Genomic DNA, 21042 nt, shown 5'->3' on the forward strand with positions numbered 1-21042 from the left:
CATAAAACGGAATGCTCAACTTTACTTGGCAGAAGATGCGTTTTTAGCACCTTTTCAGGAAAAGGGTGGCAAACCTCAGGCTTTTGGTTGGGCTAAGCGACAGTGGAGGCCGTCTGCCAAAAGCTGACGTTTGGGTATTGTTGTCATAGGTTTTAATTCTCCAGATTCCACCAGAAGTAAAGAATGTTTTCTTCATCTGAATCAGAAATAGCAAAATCACCCTTGCCTTGTGGTATACCAGCTATTGCCGTCCTAAGTTGGTTAAGTTTGCCAACTCCAAACCTGACTTCTACTTCTTCACCATTTTCTGTGATATTCCACTCACTAATTTGCCCTTGCTTCTTGAAATTAAGGGTTAAGTACTTTGCTGCTCGCCATGAGGCAAGCCCTTGTTGGTAATTAGGTACTTTAAGTTGCAACTTCGTCGGCACTTCTGTTGGAACAGTTTTCTTTGAAGGCAATTCTGACGTATCCATTAAGTTTAACAACTTGACCAGACTATCACAGCCATCCGCATCAGTTGCTAAATTCCAACCTGGATATCTATTTTCTAGCTCTTTATACTTCCAGAGGTATACCCTACCCTTTAGTTTGAATTTTTGAATTTCTGCTTCCATTTATAATTCACTTGTCACAACCTTATAAGATCTGCAAGCCTGCTTTTCTGTAATTGTCCAGGAGAGGGTTATCTGGGGCTAGTTCGGTGATTATGGTATGCACCCGCTCTATGGGGCTTACCTTGAAGGGTTGGGTCGTGTTTAACTTTTCTGAGAGAGGCATAGAGACCACCTGCCTGGCACAGGAAATTAAGGCCTGCTTGGTTTGGGTTTCCTCCCGGTCAAAGTCCGTGATGCCAATTACATGGTGTATGCTGCGGGTGCCTATAAAGCAAATATCCGCATGAATGTCGGCTACAAAGTTGATCACATCCAAGCCCACTGCCACCTGGGCATTCCTCAGGATCTTGCCTCCCATAAAGATTGTCTCCACCCCGGGGTGTTCTGAGAGTTGGAGCGCAATAGGTAAACTGTTTGTAAAAACCGTCGCCTTCAAATCAAGGGGTAACTGCCGAGTCAACTCCAGGTTAGTGGTGCCTCCATCCATGACCACCACAGAGTCGTCCTGTATCAGTTGTATGGCTTTTCGCACAATGGTTACCTTTTCTTCGTGGGCATAGATCTCCCGGTCTTTATGGCTAAAGGGAATATAGCCGTTCTGCATAGCGCCTCCGTGCACCTTTTTTATCTGCCCAACGTCTGAAAGCTCTTTCAGGTCCCTGCGGATAGTGTCTTCTGAAACACTGAGTTTTTGGCTCAGCTCAGAGGAGAGTACCTTGTTTTGCTTTCTTACTTCCTCCAGAATATAATTATGTCTTTCCTGTTTTAGCATATGCTCCGGCGATGCTGCTCTATATTATGTGCCACAAAAGCTCCTAAGTTAATAATTAATGTCCTTCTTCAGGAAGAAACGCACCTCCGAGTCAAGAACCCTGCTCCATTTAGTCCAAAAACTAACGCTTGAGATAACTAAAGTTAGCTAAATATGCACAAACCCGCAATACACATGCATGTTTGTGCATATTTAGTGCGGGTTTGCTTTGATTTACGATTTTTAGTTTGAATATTTATGTCATCAGAAATGAGGTAGCATCGACTCTCCATTCCTGAAAGAAGAAACCTTTTCAAAACCAGAGGCTGGGCAGTTGTGAGAGGAGCTACAAATCCCTCAATAGATCATTGATCCGGCAAGTGCTTCCGCCATTGAGCGACCAGTTTTGACAACAAGGCCTTTTACAGCAAGGCAGTTGAAAAAGAACAATCCTTTGAGGGTAGCGGGCCTGCAGATGAGGCCGCCTAAGGGATTTATTACATAAGGGTCCTTCAGTAGACGCAGGAAAGGCAGGCGCAAGTGCTGGAAGGAACCATAGTTGAAGAGGATGGCCCGGGAAAGAAGGCAAGGTTTCTTTAGACCCTGCTCCAAGGGTAAAACAGCAACTGCCAGGCAGATAGTATTCTGTAGCCTGACAGGCAGTTTGTTTCTGCGGTACGAAAGTTTTTGAAAGATACTCCTTAGGTGATGTTGGTGGGAATAGCGCATGAAGGTGTGCCTTACCCAAAGGATTTTAGAAGGAGAATCTATTGACCCTCAGTCTTAAAGATTAGCATTCTGAACTGGAATCAAGTAATAACCACTAATTATACCTAAATGAGAAACAAATACTCGTACGCTCTAATAATGGGCTTGTTGGCATTTTGTTGCCAAGTGAGCTGGGCTCAGCAACAGATCACAGGAAGGGTAACTGACCAAGGAAATCAGCCATTGCCTGGTGTTTCGGTTATCATCAAGGGTACTACCAATGGTACGTCTACAGATACGGACGGTAACTATTCCTTGCAGGCGGCTAGTGGTACCGGCACCTTGGTATTCTCCTTTATAGGCTATGTATCGAATGAACAACCCATTGATGGCAGGTCTGTTATCAACGTGGTTTTGACGGAAGATGCCAAAGCGCTGGGCGAGGTGGTAGTAACCGCCTTGGGGATAGCCAAGGAGCAAAGAGCCTTGGGGTATGCGACCAGTACCGTAAGTGCCGAGGAGATTACCAAAGCGGGTAATACCAACTTTGCCTCTGCCCTTTACGGAAAAGCTGCCGGGGTTAAAATCACCACGGCCCCTGGTGGTGCCACCAGTGGGGTGAATGTGCAGATTAGGGGGATCAACTCCCTTTCTTTCAATAATCAACCTTTGTATGTGGTAGACGGCGTTCTGATTCGGAACAACAACGAAAGAGGTGCCAGTGGCGCCAACAACGGGGGTTACTGGGATGACCAGAGAATCAGAGGTAACGGCATTCTGGACATCAACCCTTCTGACATTGAGAGTCTAACCGTTTTGAAAGGCGCCAGTGCTACGGCCTTATACGGGTCTGATGCCGCGAGCGGTGTTATTGTCATCACCACCAAGAAAGGTTCTGAAAGACAAGGCTTAGGCGTTGATGTAAACTACACCTACAATGTGGAGAATGTGGCTTTCACGCCAAAGTACCAGAATGTATACGGCCCCGGATATGACAGAGCCACTAACCTTTCCGTTGGCGGCACAGAAGAAGGCTTGATACCGGTAGACCTGGACGGCGACGGAGTAAATGAAAGCTTTCGTCCGAATTTCAGAGCATGGGCGCAATTTGGCCCTAAGATGGAGGGGCAAATGATGCCTTGGTGGGACGGTACCACCAGACCTTTCTCTGCTCAGCCTGACAACTACAAAGACTTCTATCAAACGGGTTTTAACTCCATCATCAACGCGGCACTCTCTAACAGAACAGAAAAAGCAGCTTACCGCATTTCCTATACTAGAAACGACTATGAAGGAGTACAGCGGGGCGGTAAAATGAACCGGAACACGTTCAACCTGAACAGTACCCTAAAAATCAGCGACAAGGTTACGGCAGATGTGGTGGCGAATTACGTCAATACGTATGTCAAAAACCGTCCGATGCAGATTAACCGGCTTACGGCTTCTTATGATGGTTTCCTGGGTCGCTCAGAAGACATGTCTGTATGGCTAAACAATTACCAGACTTCTGATGGGTATAAGTATGTGCTCCCCGCCCAGAGAGACCGTAACCCCGAAGAAGCGTTGGCTTATAACATAAGACCTGAGATCCTGAACTTCCTTTGGAGCCAGTTGCGCAACAGAGAGGAAGAATATGAAGACAGGTTGATCACCAGTGCCACCTTAACCTATGAAATAGGCAGAGGTCTAAGGCTAAGAGGTCGGGTAGGAAACGACTATACCAGCCGGGCCATTGAAAACAGGCAATACAATGAGTTTCCCATTGCCTTCAACCAAAACAACAGTACAGGATATTTCGGTACCTCAAAAGGCAGATACTCTACGTACTACGGAGATGCCTTACTGTCCTATACCAAAAACTTCACCGAGGACCTTGAGTTCACCGTGAACGGAGGTTTTCAAGGCAGAACCGAAAGCTACAGAGATCAGTCTTCCGGCACCAGAGACGGTTTAACCACGGCCAACTGGTTTAGCTTGAACAACTCCTTCAACTTACCTACTACTTCCGCCTCCCGGGCAGAGGTAACCAAGTATGCTTACCTGGGTACGGTAAGCTTCAACTACAAAAACTTCCTCTTCATTGAAGGTACAGGAAGACAGGAGTACACTTCTACCCTCCCCGTTTCTAACAACAACTACTTCTACCCTTCTGTTAACACGGGGTTTGTGTTCACAGATGCGTTCAAGCTGCCCACTTTCCTGAGCTATGGTAAAATAAGGGCTTCTTACGGGGTGGTTGGAAATGCGCCTCCTTATTATCAGGCAAACGTTACTTACAGCCAGACGCCTCTGCAGACGATCAACGGCCCTGTGGCATCTCTGAGCTCCAAGTCCACTTATGGTAATGAAAGCTTGAAGGCAGAGAATAAGTACGAAGCCGAATTTGGCTTAGAAACCAAAATCTTAAACGATAAGATAGGGATTGATCTTTCTTACTATAACAACAAGGTAAAGAACCAGATCTTACCGTTTTCCTTGCCCAGCAGCACCGGAGCTAACTCCAGAATCTCCAACATTGGTGAGATCCGCAGCTATGGCTGGGAACTGGCCTTGAATGCTACGCCTGTCTCCAGGGCTTTCACCTGGGACACCCGTTTCAACTTCGCGTTAAACCGCAGCAAAGTGCATAGCTTGAACGAAGGTCTCACGGAACTGGTGTTCTATGATGCGGAGCAGAGTGCGGTGCGGGTAGTAGCTACGGTAGGCCAAACGATAGGTGATATCTATGTATTCCCCCGTGCCACTGATGATAACGGGAATCTGATCATCAGTTCAGACGGATTGTACGTGATAGACAAGTCACGCTATGAGAAAGCGGGCAACATTCTGCCAAAAGTAATTGGTGGCCTTTCCAACACTTTGTCTTACAAGAATCTGTCTTTAGACTTCCTGATCGATTACCGCTTGGGCGGACAGATTGTCTCTACTCCCTTGAAGTATGCTTATGGCGCTGGTATGTTTGAAAACACCATGGAGTTCAGAGACGAAGCCAATGGAGGCCTGCCGTACTACATTGACGCCAATAATACCAAAGTACTTTTGCCAAGCCACAACACCACAGCTCCAAACGGAGGCAAGGTTTACCACGATGGTGTTTTGCTTGAAGGGGTAACTGCCGAAGGCGAGAAGAATACTACCGTTATTGACGCGGCCTACTATTACATGAACACCTTCTATTGGGGAGCAGATGCCTGGAATGCCAAAGGCTCTGTGTATGACAACAGCTATGTAAAAATGCGTGAGTTGGTATTGGGCTACAACCTGCCCAGGACATTTGCTCAGAAGTTCAAGTTTCAGAACCTGAGGGTGTCACTGGTAGGCAGAAACCTTTTCTACTTGTACAGAACGCTGGAGAACCTTGACCCGGAAGCACCAATTGGCTCACAGTGGTACAGACAAGGGATTGATGAAGGTTCCAGTGCCGCTACCAGAAGCTTTGGTCTCCAGATTAACGCTAGTTTCTAATTAAGGTCAGCCACGTATTTTTAACTAAGATTTTTATGAAGAGGATATTCATTTATATAGTTAGCCTAACAACTGCTTTTACAAGTTTTACGGCTTGTAAAGACAAACTGGAAGAGAACTTCTACAACCCGGAGGAAACCACGCAAGCCTCTATTGGGGGGTTCTTCACAGAGATGCTGGACAACAACAGGGTACGCCCGTCTTATTGGGACATCCGCACTTTTGTGGCCATGCAGCCGGCGGTTTACACCCAGTCCCTTTCTGTGCAGAACGGGAGTACCATGTACCAACAGAACCCGGGTTATATCCAGAACCGATGGGATGATTTCTACAGACCAGGCGGCGACGGTGGTGGCGCCATGGCCCACTACAGAGCTATTGAGTCTGCTTATGCCACACTGCCTGAGGCAGAAAAAGCAAACTCAGAGATCTTCCTGCACGCAGCCAGAGTGGTCATGTTTGATGAAGCCTCTGAAATGGTGGACATGTGGGGCGATATTCCCTTCAACGAAGCAGGGAGTCTGACCTCTACCGGCGCTGTGGTAAGACCCAAGTTTGACAAAGCAGAAGATGTCTACACCGCCATCCTTACTGGTTTAGAGGAAGCTTCTACCTACTTTGCCACTGCGCAAACAAACCCAGCGTTCTCCAAACAGGACATCATGCTAAGCGGCAACGTGGACAAATGGAGACGCTACACCAACTCGTTGCGCTTACGCCTTTTAATGCGTACTTCTTTTGTGAACGAGGCATCGGCGAAGCAAGAGGTGACCGAGCTGTTGAGCAACCCTACCCAGTATCCATTGGTAGATCAGTCGCAGTACAATATTCTGCTCCAGCCCCTCACCAACTACACTGATAACCTAAACAATGCCTTAACCGAGATCAACAGCTACTCTGCCCCTGAGTACATGCTGGAAAATGTTCTGAAGCCAGCAAACGATCCCCGTATCAGAGTACTGTTTGATAAATATGGTAGAACCGTGGGCGGTAAGTTTGTATCTAACGCTGAGTTCAAGGCCATGCCTATGAACCTGGGCTCAGAAGAGCAAACGCAGAAAAGAGAAGATTTCGCAATTCTTGATTCTGCCACCTTCTTGTTCAACAGCAAGATTCCTGGCATAGTGATGACCGCGTCTGAGGTAAACTTCTTAAAAGCCGAAGCTTTTGAAAGATGGGGCGGCGGAGACCCAGAGGCAGCGTACAAACTAGGCTTGGAACAGTCAGTGATGTTCTACTATGAATTGCACAGATCAAGCTCCAGCGCAAGAACAAAAGAGGCCGCTCCTACCGCTGAGGAAATGACTGCCTTCCTGGCAAATCCGGCAGTAGCCTACACCGGAACCCAGGATGAAAAATTAGCTAAGATATGGACGCAGAAATGGGTGAACTTCGGTTTCCTGCAATCGGTGCAAAGCTGGGCTGAATACAGAAGAACCGGCTATCCAATGCTGACGTTCATTCCGGCCACGCAAGCGGGATATGAAACCCCTCCCAACAGGCTGCTTTACCCTAGCAGCGAGAACGCCTACAATAGTGCAAACTACCAGGCGGTAAAAGCCCAAGATGTCCGCACCGGAAAGATTTTCTGGGATGTAAGATAACCCCAACAACAGGAATAGATTGCCGGACGCTTGTCTAGCAATCTGTTCCTGTTTTATAAGCGTTTTTCTAAAAGGACAGAAAAACCATAGTATTGGAAAGGCATAATTGTTTAGGATGAAAAACAGCAAGTTAATTTTTACCTTATTGCTCCTTGCTTTCGGGAGTTTTGCGAAAGCGCAGAATACGCATCAATTTAAGAAAGGCCTGGTAGTAGAAGACTGTCACCAATACGGACGAGAGGCCATCTACACAGACCAGTTGGCTTACCAGCTCTATAGCAAAACCCTAAAGAAGCCTGCTGAGGGCCAGGTATTTCTCACCAATGAGAAAGGCAAAGAAATTACGTGGAGCGCAGTAGAGGTAGACAGTACAGGTAAATTCAAAGGCAGAGAGTTAGGCAACGGGTACTTATACCTAACCTATGAATCAAACCAGGAGCAGGCTGCTTTGTTGCATATTTCCGGCCACAGCATGGTGTACGTCAATGGCCAACCCCGCACCGGCGATGTCTATAGTGATGGATGGTTGCAATTGCCGGTACAACTCAAAAAGGGAACAAACGAATTATACATAAGAGGATCCAGGTTTTCTGTTTGGAATGGTATTTCCGCAAAACTGGCTCTAAACACAAAATCGGTTATCCTCAAAAAGGAAGACCCTACCCTACCCAGCATTGTATTAGGAAACCAGCAGCAACCCTTGTGGGGAGCCCTGGTGGTGGTGAATGCCTCTAATCAGCCCCTGACCAACCTGCAGTTCAGAAGTAAACTGGAAGGAAAGGAAGTCTTGACCAAGGTACCGGTGATTCCTGCCATGACCACCAGAAAAGTAGGCTTTAGAATAGACCCGGCGGGTGCCAAACAAAAAGGAGAGTACGCCGCTGAGATCAGCTTACTGCAAAACGGCAAAGCCCTGGACGCCCAGACCATACAAATCCCGGCTGTGGAGGCAAAGGACCATTATAGCGGCACCTTCCTCAGTGAGATTGACGGCAGCGTTCAATACTTTGGCGTAGCCCCGCAAACGCAAACCGGCAAAGGCCCCTCGGCTTTATTCCTTTCGGTGCATGGGGCCGGAGTAGAAGCCATTGGGCAGGCAAGGGCCTACCAACCCAAGGATTGGGGGGTGGTGGTTACGCCCACTAACCGCAGACCCCGCGGGTTTAATTGGGAAGATTGGGGCCGATTAGATGCTCTGGAGGTTTTTGAGTTAGCCAAAAAGAAATTCAACCCAGACCCTAAGCAGATTTACCTGACAGGCCATTCGATGGGCGGCCACGGCACCTGGTTTTTAGGCGCTACTTACCCAGGCAAATGGGCCGCTATTGCTCCCTGCGCGGGATACCCCACCTTGGCCGCATACGGCTCTGCCGATGGCAAGATCCCCGAAGCGGGCAGAACCGGTATGGAAAGCCTGCTGCTACAGGCCAGTAACTCAAGCAACGTCCTTGAACTGGCGAAGAACTATGGAGCCGCAGGCGTCTACATCCACCACGGCGACAGCGACAAAGTAGTTTCTGTTGACTACGCCCGGCAGATGAAAAACCTTTTGGCTACCTTTCACAAAGACTTCAGCTATTATGAATACCCCGGCGGGGAGCATTGGTTCGGGAACGAAAGCGTAGACTGGAAACCTATTTTTGATTACTTCAAATGGCACACGATTCCCAATGACAGCGCGGTAAACAAAGTCAACTTCAGCACGGCCAGTCCTGCCATTTCCTCTACCTACCACTGGGTTTCTGTCTTGCAACAGCAGCAATCCTTGAAATACAGCCGTGTTCAGTTGGACCGGGACAAAGGCAAAAAGACCATCACCGGTAAGACGGAGAATGTAGCGACGTTAAGCCTGGCTTTAAATGACTTCAACCCAAGCGAAAAGGTATCGATTGCTTTAGACGGAGGAAACCCTGTTTCTTACACCACCAAAACGGCCGCAGATACTATGTATTTGTACCGTCAGGAGAAAGGTTGGCAGACCGGGGCTAAACCCGCCTTGGCCAGGCAGAAAGGCGCCGTGCGCAATGGGACCTTCAAAGAGCCATTCAACCACAAGATGATTTACGTGTATGGCACCTCGGGCAACAAAGAGGAGAACGAGTGGGCCTACAACAAGGCAAGATATGATGCCGAGGTTTGGTACTACCGGGGAAACGGTGCGGTAGACATCATCGCGGATAAAGACTTTAAACCAGCCGCTTACCCAAATAGAGGGGTCATTCTGTACGGCAACGCCTCTACTAACAGTGCCTGGAAAAAGCTACTGGCCAAGAGCCCTATTCAGGTGCAGCGCGGCAGCATCAAGGTTGGAAAAACAAAGTACCAGGGCGATGATTTGGGAGCCTACTTCATGTGGCCCCGCGCCGACAGCAAAGTTGCTTCGGTAGCCGTGGTAACCGGAACCGGTCTGAAAGGCATGCAGGCCGCTGATGCAAACCAGTATTTCGCCGGTGGTAGCGGCTTCCCCGATTATATGGTGTTTTCCCTAAATCTGCTCAAAAACGGATCTGCCGGTGTAAAGACCGCGGGGTTCTATGGGAATGATTGGAGCATGGAAAACGGCCAGCAAGTCACCCAGGAACCAAGCATGATTCCTTAAAACTCCTTTAAAAAGGGAGCAAACGTCTTAACAGAATTCACACAATCAACGCTAGTACATGTCATTCCACTTCTCAAAGCTTAGTTTGGTAAAACGCATCTTGGTGCTGTCCATCCTGAGCTCCGGTTTATCTATATCGGCTACCGCGCAGCAACAGGGGGTACACCATCAGTCAGCCCAATACGAAGCGCCTACAGACCCGCTTGTGCAAAAGAAGCTGGAGAAGTGGCGCGACCAGAAGTTCGGGCTGATCATCCACTGGGGGCTGTATGCCGTGCCGGGCATCATAGAATCATGGCAGTTGTGTTCCGAGGACTGGATTGAGCGGGATAGTACCGTCGCCTATGAAGACTACAAGAAGTGGTACTGGGGGCTCAGCAAGGAGTTCAACCCGGTCAACTTCAATCCAGAGCAGTGGGCCGGCGTGGCCAAGAAAGCCGGCATGCGCTACCTGGTGTTTACCACCAAGCACCACGACGGTTTTAACATGTTTGACACCAAAGAGACCGATTTCAAGATCACGAACGGTCCTTTCAAAAGTAACCCGCGGGCCGATGTAGCGAAGCATGTCTTCAATGCTTTCCGCAAGGAAGGGTTCATGATTGGTGCTTACTTCTCAAAACCCGATTGGCATTCTGAGTACTTCTGGTGGCCCAAGTACGCCACGGCAGATCGCAATGTAAACTATGACATCAGAAAGCATGCCTGGCGATGGAACCAGTACAAGCAATTTACCTATAACCAGATAGGTGAGTTGATGCACAACTACGGCTCCATGGACATCTTGTGGTTAGACGGCGGTTGGGTAAGACCCAAAGAAACCGTGAATGACGAGGTCCGTTCCTGGGGCGCTGCCATCCCAGAATTTAGCCAGGAAGTAGACATGCCGCGGATCGCTTCCATGGCCCGCTCTGCCCAGCCCGGCTTACTGATAGTAGACCGCACCGTGCACGGACCTTATGAGAATTACCAGACCCCAGAACAGCGCGTACCGGAAAACAAGATAGATAACCCCTGGGAAAGCTGCCTCACGCTGGCCAACAACTGGGGCTACGTGCCGAATGACAAATTCAAATCCGCCACCAAGGTGATTCACTCTTTGGTAGAGGTAGTCGCCAAAGGCGGAAGTCTTTTATTAGGTGTCGGCCCGAAACCTGACGGAACCTTACCCACAGAAGCAGTAGACCGATTAACCAAAATTGGACAGTGGCTAGAGGTAAACGGCGAAGCCATTTATAACACCCGCACTACAGATCGTTTCAAAGACGGAACCACCTATTTCACGCAGGGTAAAAAAGGAACCCGCTACGCCATCGCCTGCTTAGCAGAAGATGCTGCCATGCCCGCTACTATTGAGTGGACCGGCAACGCGCCTAAAAAAGGAAGCAAGGTGAAGCTCTTGCAAAACGGTAAAACCATAAAATGGGAAAGACAAGGAGAAAAGACCATCATCCACCTGCCGGCCTTGGATAAAACCAAAGGGGCTTACCCGGCTATGGCTTTCTCTTATACCGCTGAATAGATCACCAGAGAAGCTTTCTCTATTTACCCTAAGTAAACGTTCCATGAAAAGATATTGTCAGTTGATGTTAGCAACTGCCATGGCTGGTACCTTCTTCTCCTGCGCGAAGAATGGTACTACCTACTCTTCAAGCGCTGTTGCTCCCCCGCAGCCCGTGTACCCTGTGCCTTCGGCGGCGCAGGTAGCGTGGCACGAAATGGAGATGAACGCTTTTGTGCATTTCACCACCAACACCTTCACCGATCTGGAGTGGGGCTACGGAGACGAAAGCCCGGCCATCTTCAACCCTTCCGAAATAAACACGGACCAATGGGTAAGCACCTTGAAAGAGGCCGGCTTCAAGGGAATCATACTTACCTGTAAGCACCATGATGGCTTTGCGTTATGGCCGAGTAAGTTTACCGACCATTCTCTCAAAAACAGCCCCTATAAGAACGGCAAGGGTGATATCGTAAAAGAAGTTGCCGATGCCTGCAGAAAGCACAACGTGAAGTTTGGGGTCTATCTTTCTCCCTGGGACAGGAACCGTGCCGATTACGGGAAACCCTCTTACATAGACTACTACCGCAACCAACTGAAAGAGATTTTCACCAGCTACGGGCCGGTGTTTGAGATGTGGTTTGATGGTGCCAACGGAGGCGATGGGTACTACGGAGGTGCCCGGGAAACCCGCAAGATTGACCGAAGCACCTATTACAACTGGCCTGCCACCTTGCAGATGGTCAGCCAACTACAGCCAGACCCTAAAGTCTTGTTCTTCAGCGATGCCGGACCAGATATCCGTTGGGTAGGAAATGAGCGAGGCGTGGTGGGCGAGACCAATTGGAACACCATCAGCAATGATACCCTTTTTGCCGGTAAAAGCGGCATTGAAGACCTATTGAACAGAGGTGCCGAAGACGGGAATAAATGGATCCCGGCCGAGGTGGATGTTTCTATCCGTCCGGGTTGGTTTTACCATGCCAAGGAAGACGCCAAAGTGAAGACCCCGCAGGAGCTGTTTGACATCTATCTTACCTCGGTGGGAAGAGGCTCTACGTTGCTTTTGAATGTCCCGCCAGACCGGCGCGGGCTCATCCATGAGAATGATGTGAAAGCCCTCCAAGGATGGAGAAACCTGTTAGATGAGGCATTTAAACACAACCTCGCGCTAAAAGCAAAAATCACAGCAGATTCCTTCAGGGGCAATGCCAAACTGTATGCGCCAGCCAACCTCGTAGATGCTGATAAGGATACCTATTGGGCTACAGATGACAAGGTCAAGAATGCTTCCATTGAGATTGATCTAGGCAAAACGCAGCCCGTGAAGTACGTGCTGTTGCAGGAATACATCAGACTAGGGCAGCGGGTAAAAGCCTTTTCGGTGGATGCTTGGCAGAACAATACCTGGCAACCGGTAGCCAACGCTACTACCATCGGGTATAAGCGCATTCTGAAGTTTGATCAGCCCGTGAGTACCAGCAAGCTTAGAATAAAGATTCTGGAGGCAAAGGATAGCCCGGTACTTTCCAACCTTGAGATATACTAAATTCCGCTTTGGGCCTCCTTTTGGGAAAAGAGGCTGAAAACGGAAAAACGTGCTTAAAAGCAGTATTTATAAAAATCAGGATCACCGAAGATGAAGCATAAGACAGAAGCAGAAATCCTGGAGATTTGCCTTCCCTGTGTATGCTGAGAGAAGCCTTCCGTTTATGATACATTTTTTCAAAAACACCTTCAAAATTGCCCTGCTTCTTTCTTTATCCATTGTGTTTTCAGCGAATGCGCAGCAGAAACACTCTTTTGAGATAAAGGACGGGCAGTTCCTGTATGATGGCAAACCCACGCAGATTCATTCCGGCGAGATGCATTACGCCCGCATCCCGAAGGAGTATTGGCGGCATCGTCTGAAGATGATCAAGGCCATGGGGTTGAATACCGTCGCCACGTATGTTTTCTGGAATTACCACAACACCGCGCCGGGCGTGTGGGATTTCAAAACCGATAACCGAAACTTAGCCGAGTACATTAAAACGGCCCAGGAAGAAGGCCTGTTTGTGATTCTTCGTCCGGGTCCGTATGCCTGCGCCGAGTGGGAGTTCGGTGGTTATCCGTGGTGGCTGCAGAAGAACAAGAATTTGGTCATCCGGGCCAACAACCAGCCTTTCCTGGATTCTTGCAGAGTGTATATCAACAAGCTGGCCGAGCAGGTAAAAGGCCTCCAGGTAAGCAAAGGCGGCCCCATCATCATGACGCAGGTGGAGAATGAGTTCGGGTCTTATGTAGACCAGCGGAAAGACATTGCCTTAGAGGAGCACAAGAAGTACAATGCCGCCATCAAGAAGCAGTTGGGAGAGGCCGGTTTTGAAGGGCCTTTCTTTACTTCGGATGGTACGTGGTTGTTCCAGGGCGGGGCCACCGCCGGCGCTTTACCCACCGCCAACGGCGAAGGCAACGTAGAAAACCTGAAGAAAGCGGTAGATCAATACAACGGCGGCAAAGGTCCTTACATGGTGGCAGAGTTCTACCCGGGTTGGTTAGACCACTGGGCCGAACCCTTCACCCGCATCAGCGCAGCGGACATTGCCAAACAGACCGAGGTGTACCTCAAGAACAAGATCAACTTCAACTTCTACATGGTGCACGGAGGTACCAACTTTGGCTTTACCTCTGGCGCTAACTACAATGAGGAGCATGACATTCAGCCCGACATTACCAGCTATGATTATGATGCGCCGGTAAGCGAGGCGGGTTGGGTCACGCCAAAGTACACGGCCATTCGGGAGTTGATGCGCCAATACGTCCAATACCCGGTCTTAAATGTTCCCGCGCAAATACCGGTCATTACCATACCCGCCATCCAGTTAAGCAAAACCGTTGACCTGTTTGACCTGAAGAAAGACATTAAACCTGTTACCAACAGCACGCCGCTGTCCTTTGAAGACCTAAACCAAGGGCACGGCTATGTGCTGTACAGCAAGCGCTTTACCCAACCGGTACAGGGGAAACTACAGGTAAAGGGATTGCGCGATTATGCCACAGTGTATGTGAACGGGAAGAAAGTAGGAGAACTCAATCGCCAGGAAAACAAATACGAGCTAGACATTCAGATTCCATTCAACGCTACCCTGGAGTTGCTGGTAGAGAACATGGGCCGCATCAATTACGGAGCAGAAATAGTGCACAACACCAAAGGCATTATCTCGCCGGTCATCATCAACGGCTTTGAGATCACCGGCGACTGGAACATGTACAAACTGCCTTTCGACAAAGTACCAGACCTCACCAAGTACACCCCCAAGAACAAGGAAGGCAAGCCTACGCTGTACAGCGGCTCCTTTGACCTGAAGCAAACCGGCGATGTGTTCCTGGATATGCGCGGTTGGGGAAAAGGAATTGTATTTGTAAACGGGCATAACCTGGGCCGCTACTGGAAAGCAGGTCCTCAGCAAACCCTTTACCTGCCGGGTTGCTGGCTGAACAAGGGCAAGAATGAAGTGGTGATTCTTGAGCAGCAGAACGATGTACTGCAAAAAGAACTGAAAACAACTGATAAACCCATTCTAGAGGAACTGCAATAATCAGCAAAACAGATAACCTGTAATGGCTGCTTCAGAATCTGGCATAGTGTCTATGTAAGGAACAGATCAGTTTAGCTGTGGCTCCTTTTAAAACGAATTCTTCATGATCAAATACATCCTCTTCGGGCTGAGTTTAGTTTGTGCGACTTCTGCTTTCGCGCAGAAAGAAAAGCCGCTTTACAAGAACAGCAAAGCTTCTACGGAAGAAAGAGTAAAAGACTTGCTCGGGCGCATGACGCTGGAAGAAAAGGTAGGCCAGCTGTCTACCTTGCTGGGCTGGGAGATGTACCAAAAGCAGGGAGACAAGGTATCGGCGAGCGAAGAATTCAAGAAAGCGGTAAAGGAAAGACACATAGGCATGCTCTGGGCCACCCTGCGCGCCGATCCCTGGACAAAGAAAACACTTAAGACAGGCTTGGACCCCGTGTTAGCAGCCAAAGCTACCAATGCCTTGCAGAAGTATGCGATTGAGAATAACAGATTGGGAATCCCGCTGATGCTGGCAGAAGAATGTCCACACGGACACATGGCCATCGGTACTACGGTTTTCCCCACTTCCATTGGGCAAAGCAGCACCTGGAACCCCGCTCTGATCCAGAGAATGGCCTCGGCGATTGCTACGGAAGCGCGGGTGCAAGGCGCCCACATCGGGTACGGACCGGTGCTGGATCTGGCCCGCGAACCGCGTTGGTCCAGGGTGGAAGAAACCTACGGCGAAGACCCGGTGCTGAATAGCCTGATGGGCATCGCCATGGTGAAGGGTTTTCAGGGCGATAATCTGAAAAGTGGGGTAAACGTAATTTCTACCCTAAAGCATTTCACCGCGTACGGCGTACCAGAGGGCGGCCACAACGGGGGCAGCATCAGCACTGGTTATCGTGAGTTATATCAGAGTTTTCTACCTCCCTTCAAGGCAGCGGTGAAAGCGGGTGCCTTGTCTGTGATGACGGCTTATAACTCCATTGACGGAGTGCCCTGTTCTTCCAATGAGTTCCTGCTGAGTGACCTGCTCAGAAAGCAATGGGGCTTCAATGGCTTTACGGTGTCTGACCTGGGCAGTATCTCTGGTTTGGTGGGCAGCCACCATGTAGCCGCCACGCCCGCGGAGGCCGCCGCGCTGGCCATCAATGCCGGCCTTGACGCTGACTTGAGCGGCTATGGCTATGACAAGGCGTTGATAGAAGCGGTAAAGGGCGATAAAGTCCCATCGCAAGTGCTGGATAGAGCGGTAAGCAGGGTGTTACGCCTGAAGTTTGACATGGGCTTGTTTGACAATCCTTATGTAGACCCTACCAAAGCCGCCAAACAAGTGAAGAACCCTGAGCATGTGCAGCTCGCCCGCCAGGTAGCCAAGGAATCCATCGTTTTGCTGAAAAACGAGCGAGATATGCTGCCGCTCAGGAAGAGTCTGAAGCGCATTGCCGTCATCGGGCCCAACGCTGACAACATCTATAACCAGTTAGGTGACTATACCGCTCCGCAACCAGAAAGCAACATCGTAACCGTGCTGGAGGGCATCAAAGCCAAAGTAGGTGCCAGTACGCAGGTTTCCTATGTCAAAGGCTGCGGAATCAGGGACACCACTACAGATAACATTGCAGAAGCGGTTGCCGCCGCTAAAAACGCAGAAGTGGCAGTAGTAGTCTTGGGCGGTTCCAGTGCCCGCGACTTCAAAACGGAATACCAAAGCACCGGCGCAGCTACGGTAAAAGCCTCAGGAGAAGCCGAGACTATCCCTGACATGGAGAGCGGCGAAGGGTATGACAGGGCTACGCTTGATTTGTTGGGCAAGCAATTACAACTGCTGCAAGCAGTGGTGAAAACGGGTACTCCGGTGGTGGTGGTGCTTATCAAGGGACGCCCGCTCAACCTTAACTGGATGGCCGAGAAAGTGCCTGCCATTCTGGATGCCTGGTATCCGGGGCAAGAGGGAGGCAACGCCATTTCTGATGTGCTGTTCGGGGATTACAATCCAGCCGGGCGCTTACCTATCTCCATCCCCAAGCATGTAGGTCAGTTGCCCGTGTATTACAACGCCAAAAGGCCCGCCAGCCATGATTACGTGGAAACTACGGCCAAGCCCCTGTACAGCTTCGGGCATGGTTTAAGCTACGCCAAGTTTGAGTACAGCAACCTGCAGGTAAACACCTCAGAAAGCCAGGGAGCGGTAGCTGCAAGGGTAAAGGTCAACGTGAAGAACACCAGTGGAAAAGACGGCGATGAAGTGGTGCAGCTTTACCTGCGGGATAATGTAAGTTCAACCGTAACGCCGGCCCTGCAACTGAAGAAGTTCAAACGCATTCACGTAAAGGCTGGCGAGGAACAAACCATTGCCTTTGACTTAAACGCGGAGGACCTGATGCTGCTGAACACCCAGCTGCAGTGGATGGTGGAACCGGGCGTCTTTACAGTAATGGTGGGGGCTTCCGCTGAAGACATCCGGCTAAAAGCCGAGTTCAAGGTGCAGAAGGCCATTCAGGTACCGATGGCAGGTGACTAAGGGCTTCTGGTAAATAGCCTCCTTCCACCCTGCCCAAACCTATGCCTGGACTACCTGATAATCCTACGCAGGAAAAGGCCCTTATTGATCAGATTACCTCGTTGCTCATCCGTTAGACAGCGCCCTAAATAGCCAGGCCTATGCCGTTACGTAAACTATTCTCCTGCTTCTTGGTGGTTGGCCTGCTGTCTCCCCTCACAGAAAGCCAGGCGCAGTCCGTGTTTCAGGGGCTGGAGCCTCTCTTTACGGTTCCTAAGAAGTACACCGCTTACTTCACCCAGGCGGAACCCATCATTGACGGCAAACTGAATGACGGCATCTGGCAGCAGGTAGAGTGGAGTGAGGGCTTTCAGGATATTGAAGGTGATCTCAAGCCCAAACCATCGCTGGACACCCGCGTGAAGATGGCCTGGAGCAGCACGCACCTTTTCATAGCCGCTGAAGTAAAGGAGCCGCACGTGTGGGCCACCCTCAAAGACCGTGATCAGATCATCTACCATGACAACGACTTTGAGGTTTTCCTAGACCCCGAGAATACGACTCACCAGTACTATGAAATAGAGGTAAACGCCTTCAATACCGTTTTCGACCTGTTTTTGCCAAAACCCTATAGAAACGGCGGCGCGGCCATGATCCCCTGGAACCTGGACAAACTGAAATCGGCGGTGAAGGTGCAGGGCACCATCAATAACCCCAAAGACCTTGACCAAGGTTGGACGGTTGAACTCGCCATTCCCTTCCGGTCGGTTTCCATGGGCAATAAAACCAAAGTACCCCAGGACGGCAGCTTGTGGCGAATCAACTTCTCCCGGGTGCAATGGGACACAGACGTGCAGGAGGGCCAGTACGTGAAAAGGAAAGACAGCGAAGGGCGCCCATTGCCAGAGCATAACTGGGTGTGGTCGCCGCAGGGAGTGGTGAACATGCACTTTCCGGAACGGTGGGGATACCTGCACTTCACTAAACAGAAAGCGGGCACTCAGAAAGTAGCGTTTTCCCTGCCCTACCCCGAACAGCAAAAGAACTATCTCTGGTTGGTGTACTACCGGCAGAAGGAATTCCATGCCAAGCATAAGCAGTACGCAGGTTCACCGGCTTTGCTCAACCTACAAAACGCCGGGGCGATAGAGATTGACGGGCAAGCCAACCAACTGCTGGTACAAGCCACCGACTATCAGTTTACGGCTACGATCAAAGGCCCTGACCAGGTGCTCTGGAGCATCAACCAAGACGGATTGATTCAAAAGCTAAACAACCCCCTATGAAAACAAGGAGAACTTTCCTCAAGGCTAGCCTGATGGCCGGTGTGGCCGCCAGCCTTCCAATCCCGGCAATAGGCGATAGTATCGGCAAAAAGAAAGGCTGGAAACACTGGGTATGGATCAATCCCAACCATAACGACCCGGAAGCCGATCTCCAGAAAAAATATCAGCAGTTCTACGAGGCCGGCATAAGAGGCATCTTCTTCGAGGCGGATAGTGAAAAGCACTTCAGGGCGGCCAAAAGCCAGCGGTTAGAAGCGCACCGCTGGATTTGGACCATGAACCGCGGGGAGAAGGAGTTGCTACAGGCGCACCCGGAGTGGTACGCCAAAAACAGAAAAGGAGAATCTTGTGCCACGCAGCCGCCTTATGTGGGCTATTACCGTTGGCTATGCCCCTCCCGCCCAGAAGTGCAGCAGTACCTGGAGGCAGATGTGCGCCATATCCTGAGCAAAGATTATGTAGACGGCATCCATCTGGATTATGTGCGTTTCTGTGACGTCATTCTGCCCGTGAACCTCTGGGACAACTACAAGATAGAGCAAACCAAAGAACTGCCGGAGTATGACTACTGCTACTGCGAGGTTTGCCGCACCAAATTCAAAGAATGGCGGGGCGAGGATATCCAGAACATCAAGTACCCCGAGGCGAGTTTGTCCTGGCGGTTGTTCCGCTACCTTGCCGTCACCAACATTGTGAACAATTTGGCCGGGGTGGCCAAAGAACATAAAAAGGCGATTACGGCCGCGGTGTTCCCCACCCCCGAAGTAGCCAGGAGAATTGTTCGGCAGGACTGGACCAACTGGAATCTCACGGGCGTGTGCCCCATGATTTACCACGGATTCTACAAAGAAGACGTAAGATGGATTGGCGATGCCGTGACCGAAGGCGTTCATTTCCTGGCCGGTCGGTTCCCCTTGTATGCGGGCCTTTACCTGCCAGATTTCAAAAGCAGCGCAGAATTGCAGAGCGGAATGGAATACGCGTTGAAGAATGGAGCCAGGGGAATCTCCCTGTTTGGCAACGTAACAGACGAGGTGCTTTCCGCTTTGAAAGCTGCTTCGGCTTCCATCAAAGCGTAGGGTTTCAGGCCGAACTTGAACCTCCTGCTTTCGGCTCGTTTTCTACAAATCAGGGCAAAAACAAGCCTGTCTTTTCCTACCCCCTTACCTACGTGACTGAACAATACCAAGGAAGCGTTCTGGTGTACTTCTAATCCAATATGACCCGATATCTACTGATTACCCTTTTTTGTTCATTGGCGTACGCTGCCAAGGCTCAGTCTGGTTGGACCAAAGTAAAAGAGGAGCTTGTCTTTGAGAATGCGCCTTTCCAGCAGTGTCATGCCTCTACCCTCGTGGAGGTATCTGATGGCAAACTGCTGTTGGCTTGCTTCGGAGGGTCTGGTGAGGGCCGCGTGGATGTAGATATCTGGCTGAGTACGCTTGATCACAAAGGCACCTCAAAACCAGTAAGCGTTGCCAACGGCATCCTCCATGATACGCTGCGCTACCCCACTTGGAACCCGGTCTTGTTCAAAGAGCGAAAAGGAACCTTGTTTCTGTTCTACAAAGTAGGTCCCAACCCCAGAGAGTGGTGGGGCGTGGTAAAGACCTCTAAGGATGAAGGGCAAACCTGGTCAGCACCTAAAAGACTGCCCAACGGCATTTTGGGCCCCATCAAGAACAAGCCCGTTCAACTCACGGATGGCACCATTCTAGCGCCCTCCAGCGTGGAGGAAAGCACAGAACGTTGGAAAGTCCATATCGAGAAGTCCACGGATGCGGGATTAACTTGGCAGCGAATTTCGGTTGATCCTGAGTCTGGGTTTGATGTCATACAGCCTAGCATTGTATTTCACTCAGGAAAGCGCCTTCAGATTTTGTGCAGGAGCAAGCAAGGCAGCATTGTGCAGGCCTGGTCCAAAGACGGAGGTAACAGTTGGGGGAAGCTGTCTAAAACCAGTTTGCTCAATCCTAACTCCGGTACAGACGCGGTTACCTTGAAAGACGGCACCCAGGTGATCGTGTACAACCCCGATGTACCCGGGAAGGATTGGTTTAACGGACGGGGCAAGTTGTATGTAGCGGTCTCTAAAGATGGCAACACCTGGAAAGATGTCGCGGTTCTGGAAGACGGGAAAGAAGAGGAATACAGTTACCCGGCCATTATCCAGACCAAAGATGGCTTGGTGCACATCACCTATACTTACAACAGAAAGAACGTGAAACACGTGGTCTACAAGCCGGCAAAGCAATCCTAAGTAAGCAACCTCACAACCATTCTCAAAAGAAACGCCGCCTCTTACTGAAGAGAGCGGCGTTTCTTTTGGTGGACAATTCTACTTGTTGAGTGATTCTCCTGTTCAGGCATTCTGCTTTGCGCTTGTTTTCTTAAAATCAGGCCAAAAGCAGAATGCCTTCTTGGTACGTGGAGGACTACCCTTTCGCTTGG

12 protein-coding genes are annotated in these 21042 nt (G+C 50.0%); 10 read left to right on the forward strand and 2 right to left on the reverse strand.

What is annotated here, in order from left to right; all coding sequences use genetic code 11:
• Positions 1–152 precede the first annotated feature (152 nt).
• Both FOA19_RS03625 and FOA19_RS03630 read right to left on the reverse strand, forming a co-directional pair.
• A complete protein-coding gene (locus tag FOA19_RS03625) occupies positions 153–617 on the reverse strand; it encodes a hypothetical protein (RefSeq protein ID WP_149089417.1) in 465 nt (154 codons plus the stop codon).
• A 22-nt stretch (positions 618–639) separates the two neighbouring features.
• On the reverse strand, positions 640–1389 hold the full coding sequence (locus FOA19_RS03630) for a DeoR/GlpR family DNA-binding transcription regulator (protein ID WP_149089418.1): 750 nt from the start codon (positions 1387–1389) through the stop codon (positions 640–642).
• Positions 1390–2262: 873 nt separating this feature from the next.
• On the opposite strand from FOA19_RS03630, the gene FOA19_RS03635 reads away from it, so the two are divergent.
• The 10 genes from FOA19_RS03635 to FOA19_RS03680 all read left to right on the forward strand — a co-directional run bounded on the left by FOA19_RS03635 (position 2263) and on the right by FOA19_RS03680 (position 20851).
• Entirely contained in the window at positions 2263–5541 is a 3279-nt protein-coding gene (locus tag FOA19_RS03635; protein ID WP_223808717.1) for a SusC/RagA family TonB-linked outer membrane protein, read from the forward strand.
• A gap of 35 nt (positions 5542–5576) precedes the next feature.
• Positions 5577–7145 carry a SusD/RagB family nutrient-binding outer membrane lipoprotein gene (locus FOA19_RS03640; RefSeq protein ID WP_149089420.1) on the forward strand — a complete coding sequence of 523 codons (1569 nt, stop codon included), beginning with the start codon at positions 5577–5579 and terminating at the stop codon, positions 7143–7145.
• Positions 7146–7260: 115 nt separating this feature from the next.
• Positions 7261–9744 (forward strand): alpha/beta hydrolase-fold protein, encoded by a 2484-nt coding sequence (locus FOA19_RS03645; RefSeq protein WP_149089421.1) that lies wholly within the window; start codon positions 7261–7263, stop codon positions 9742–9744.
• A 58-nt stretch (positions 9745–9802) separates the two neighbouring features.
• Positions 9803–11266, forward strand: coding sequence for an alpha-L-fucosidase (locus FOA19_RS03650; RefSeq protein ID WP_149089422.1), 1464 nt, complete (start codon positions 9803–9805; stop codon positions 11264–11266).
• Positions 11267–11309: 43 nt separating this feature from the next.
• Positions 11310–12794 (forward strand): alpha-L-fucosidase, encoded by a 1485-nt coding sequence (locus FOA19_RS03655; RefSeq protein ID WP_149089423.1) that lies wholly within the window; start codon positions 11310–11312, stop codon positions 12792–12794.
• A 163-nt stretch (positions 12795–12957) separates the two neighbouring features.
• Entirely contained in the window at positions 12958–14826 is a 1869-nt protein-coding gene (locus FOA19_RS03660; RefSeq protein ID WP_149089424.1) for a beta-galactosidase, read from the forward strand.
• Positions 14827–14929: 103 nt separating this feature from the next.
• Entirely contained in the window at positions 14930–17326 is a 2397-nt protein-coding gene (locus FOA19_RS03665; RefSeq protein WP_149089425.1) for a glycoside hydrolase family 3 N-terminal domain-containing protein, read from the forward strand.
• Positions 17327–17466: 140 nt separating this feature from the next.
• The gene (locus FOA19_RS03670) at positions 17467–18591 is read left to right on the forward strand and encodes a carbohydrate-binding family 9-like protein (RefSeq protein WP_149089426.1); all 1125 of its coding nucleotides are present in this window, start codon (positions 17467–17469) and stop codon (positions 18589–18591) included.
• Positions 18588–19670 carry a family 10 glycosylhydrolase gene (locus FOA19_RS03675; RefSeq protein ID WP_149089427.1) on the forward strand — a complete coding sequence of 361 codons (1083 nt, stop codon included), beginning with the start codon at positions 18588–18590 and terminating at the stop codon, positions 19668–19670. Before FOA19_RS03670 ends, FOA19_RS03675 begins: the two co-directional genes overlap by 4 nt.
• 140 nt (positions 19671–19810) lie before the next feature.
• Entirely contained in the window at positions 19811–20851 is a 1041-nt protein-coding gene (locus FOA19_RS03680; RefSeq protein ID WP_149089428.1) for a sialidase family protein, read from the forward strand.
• Positions 20852–21042: the final 191 nt, after the last annotated feature.

It is taken from the genome of Rufibacter hautae, assembly GCF_008271695.1.
Taxonomy (GTDB): Bacteria; Bacteroidota; Bacteroidia; order Cytophagales; family Hymenobacteraceae; genus Nibribacter; species Nibribacter hautae.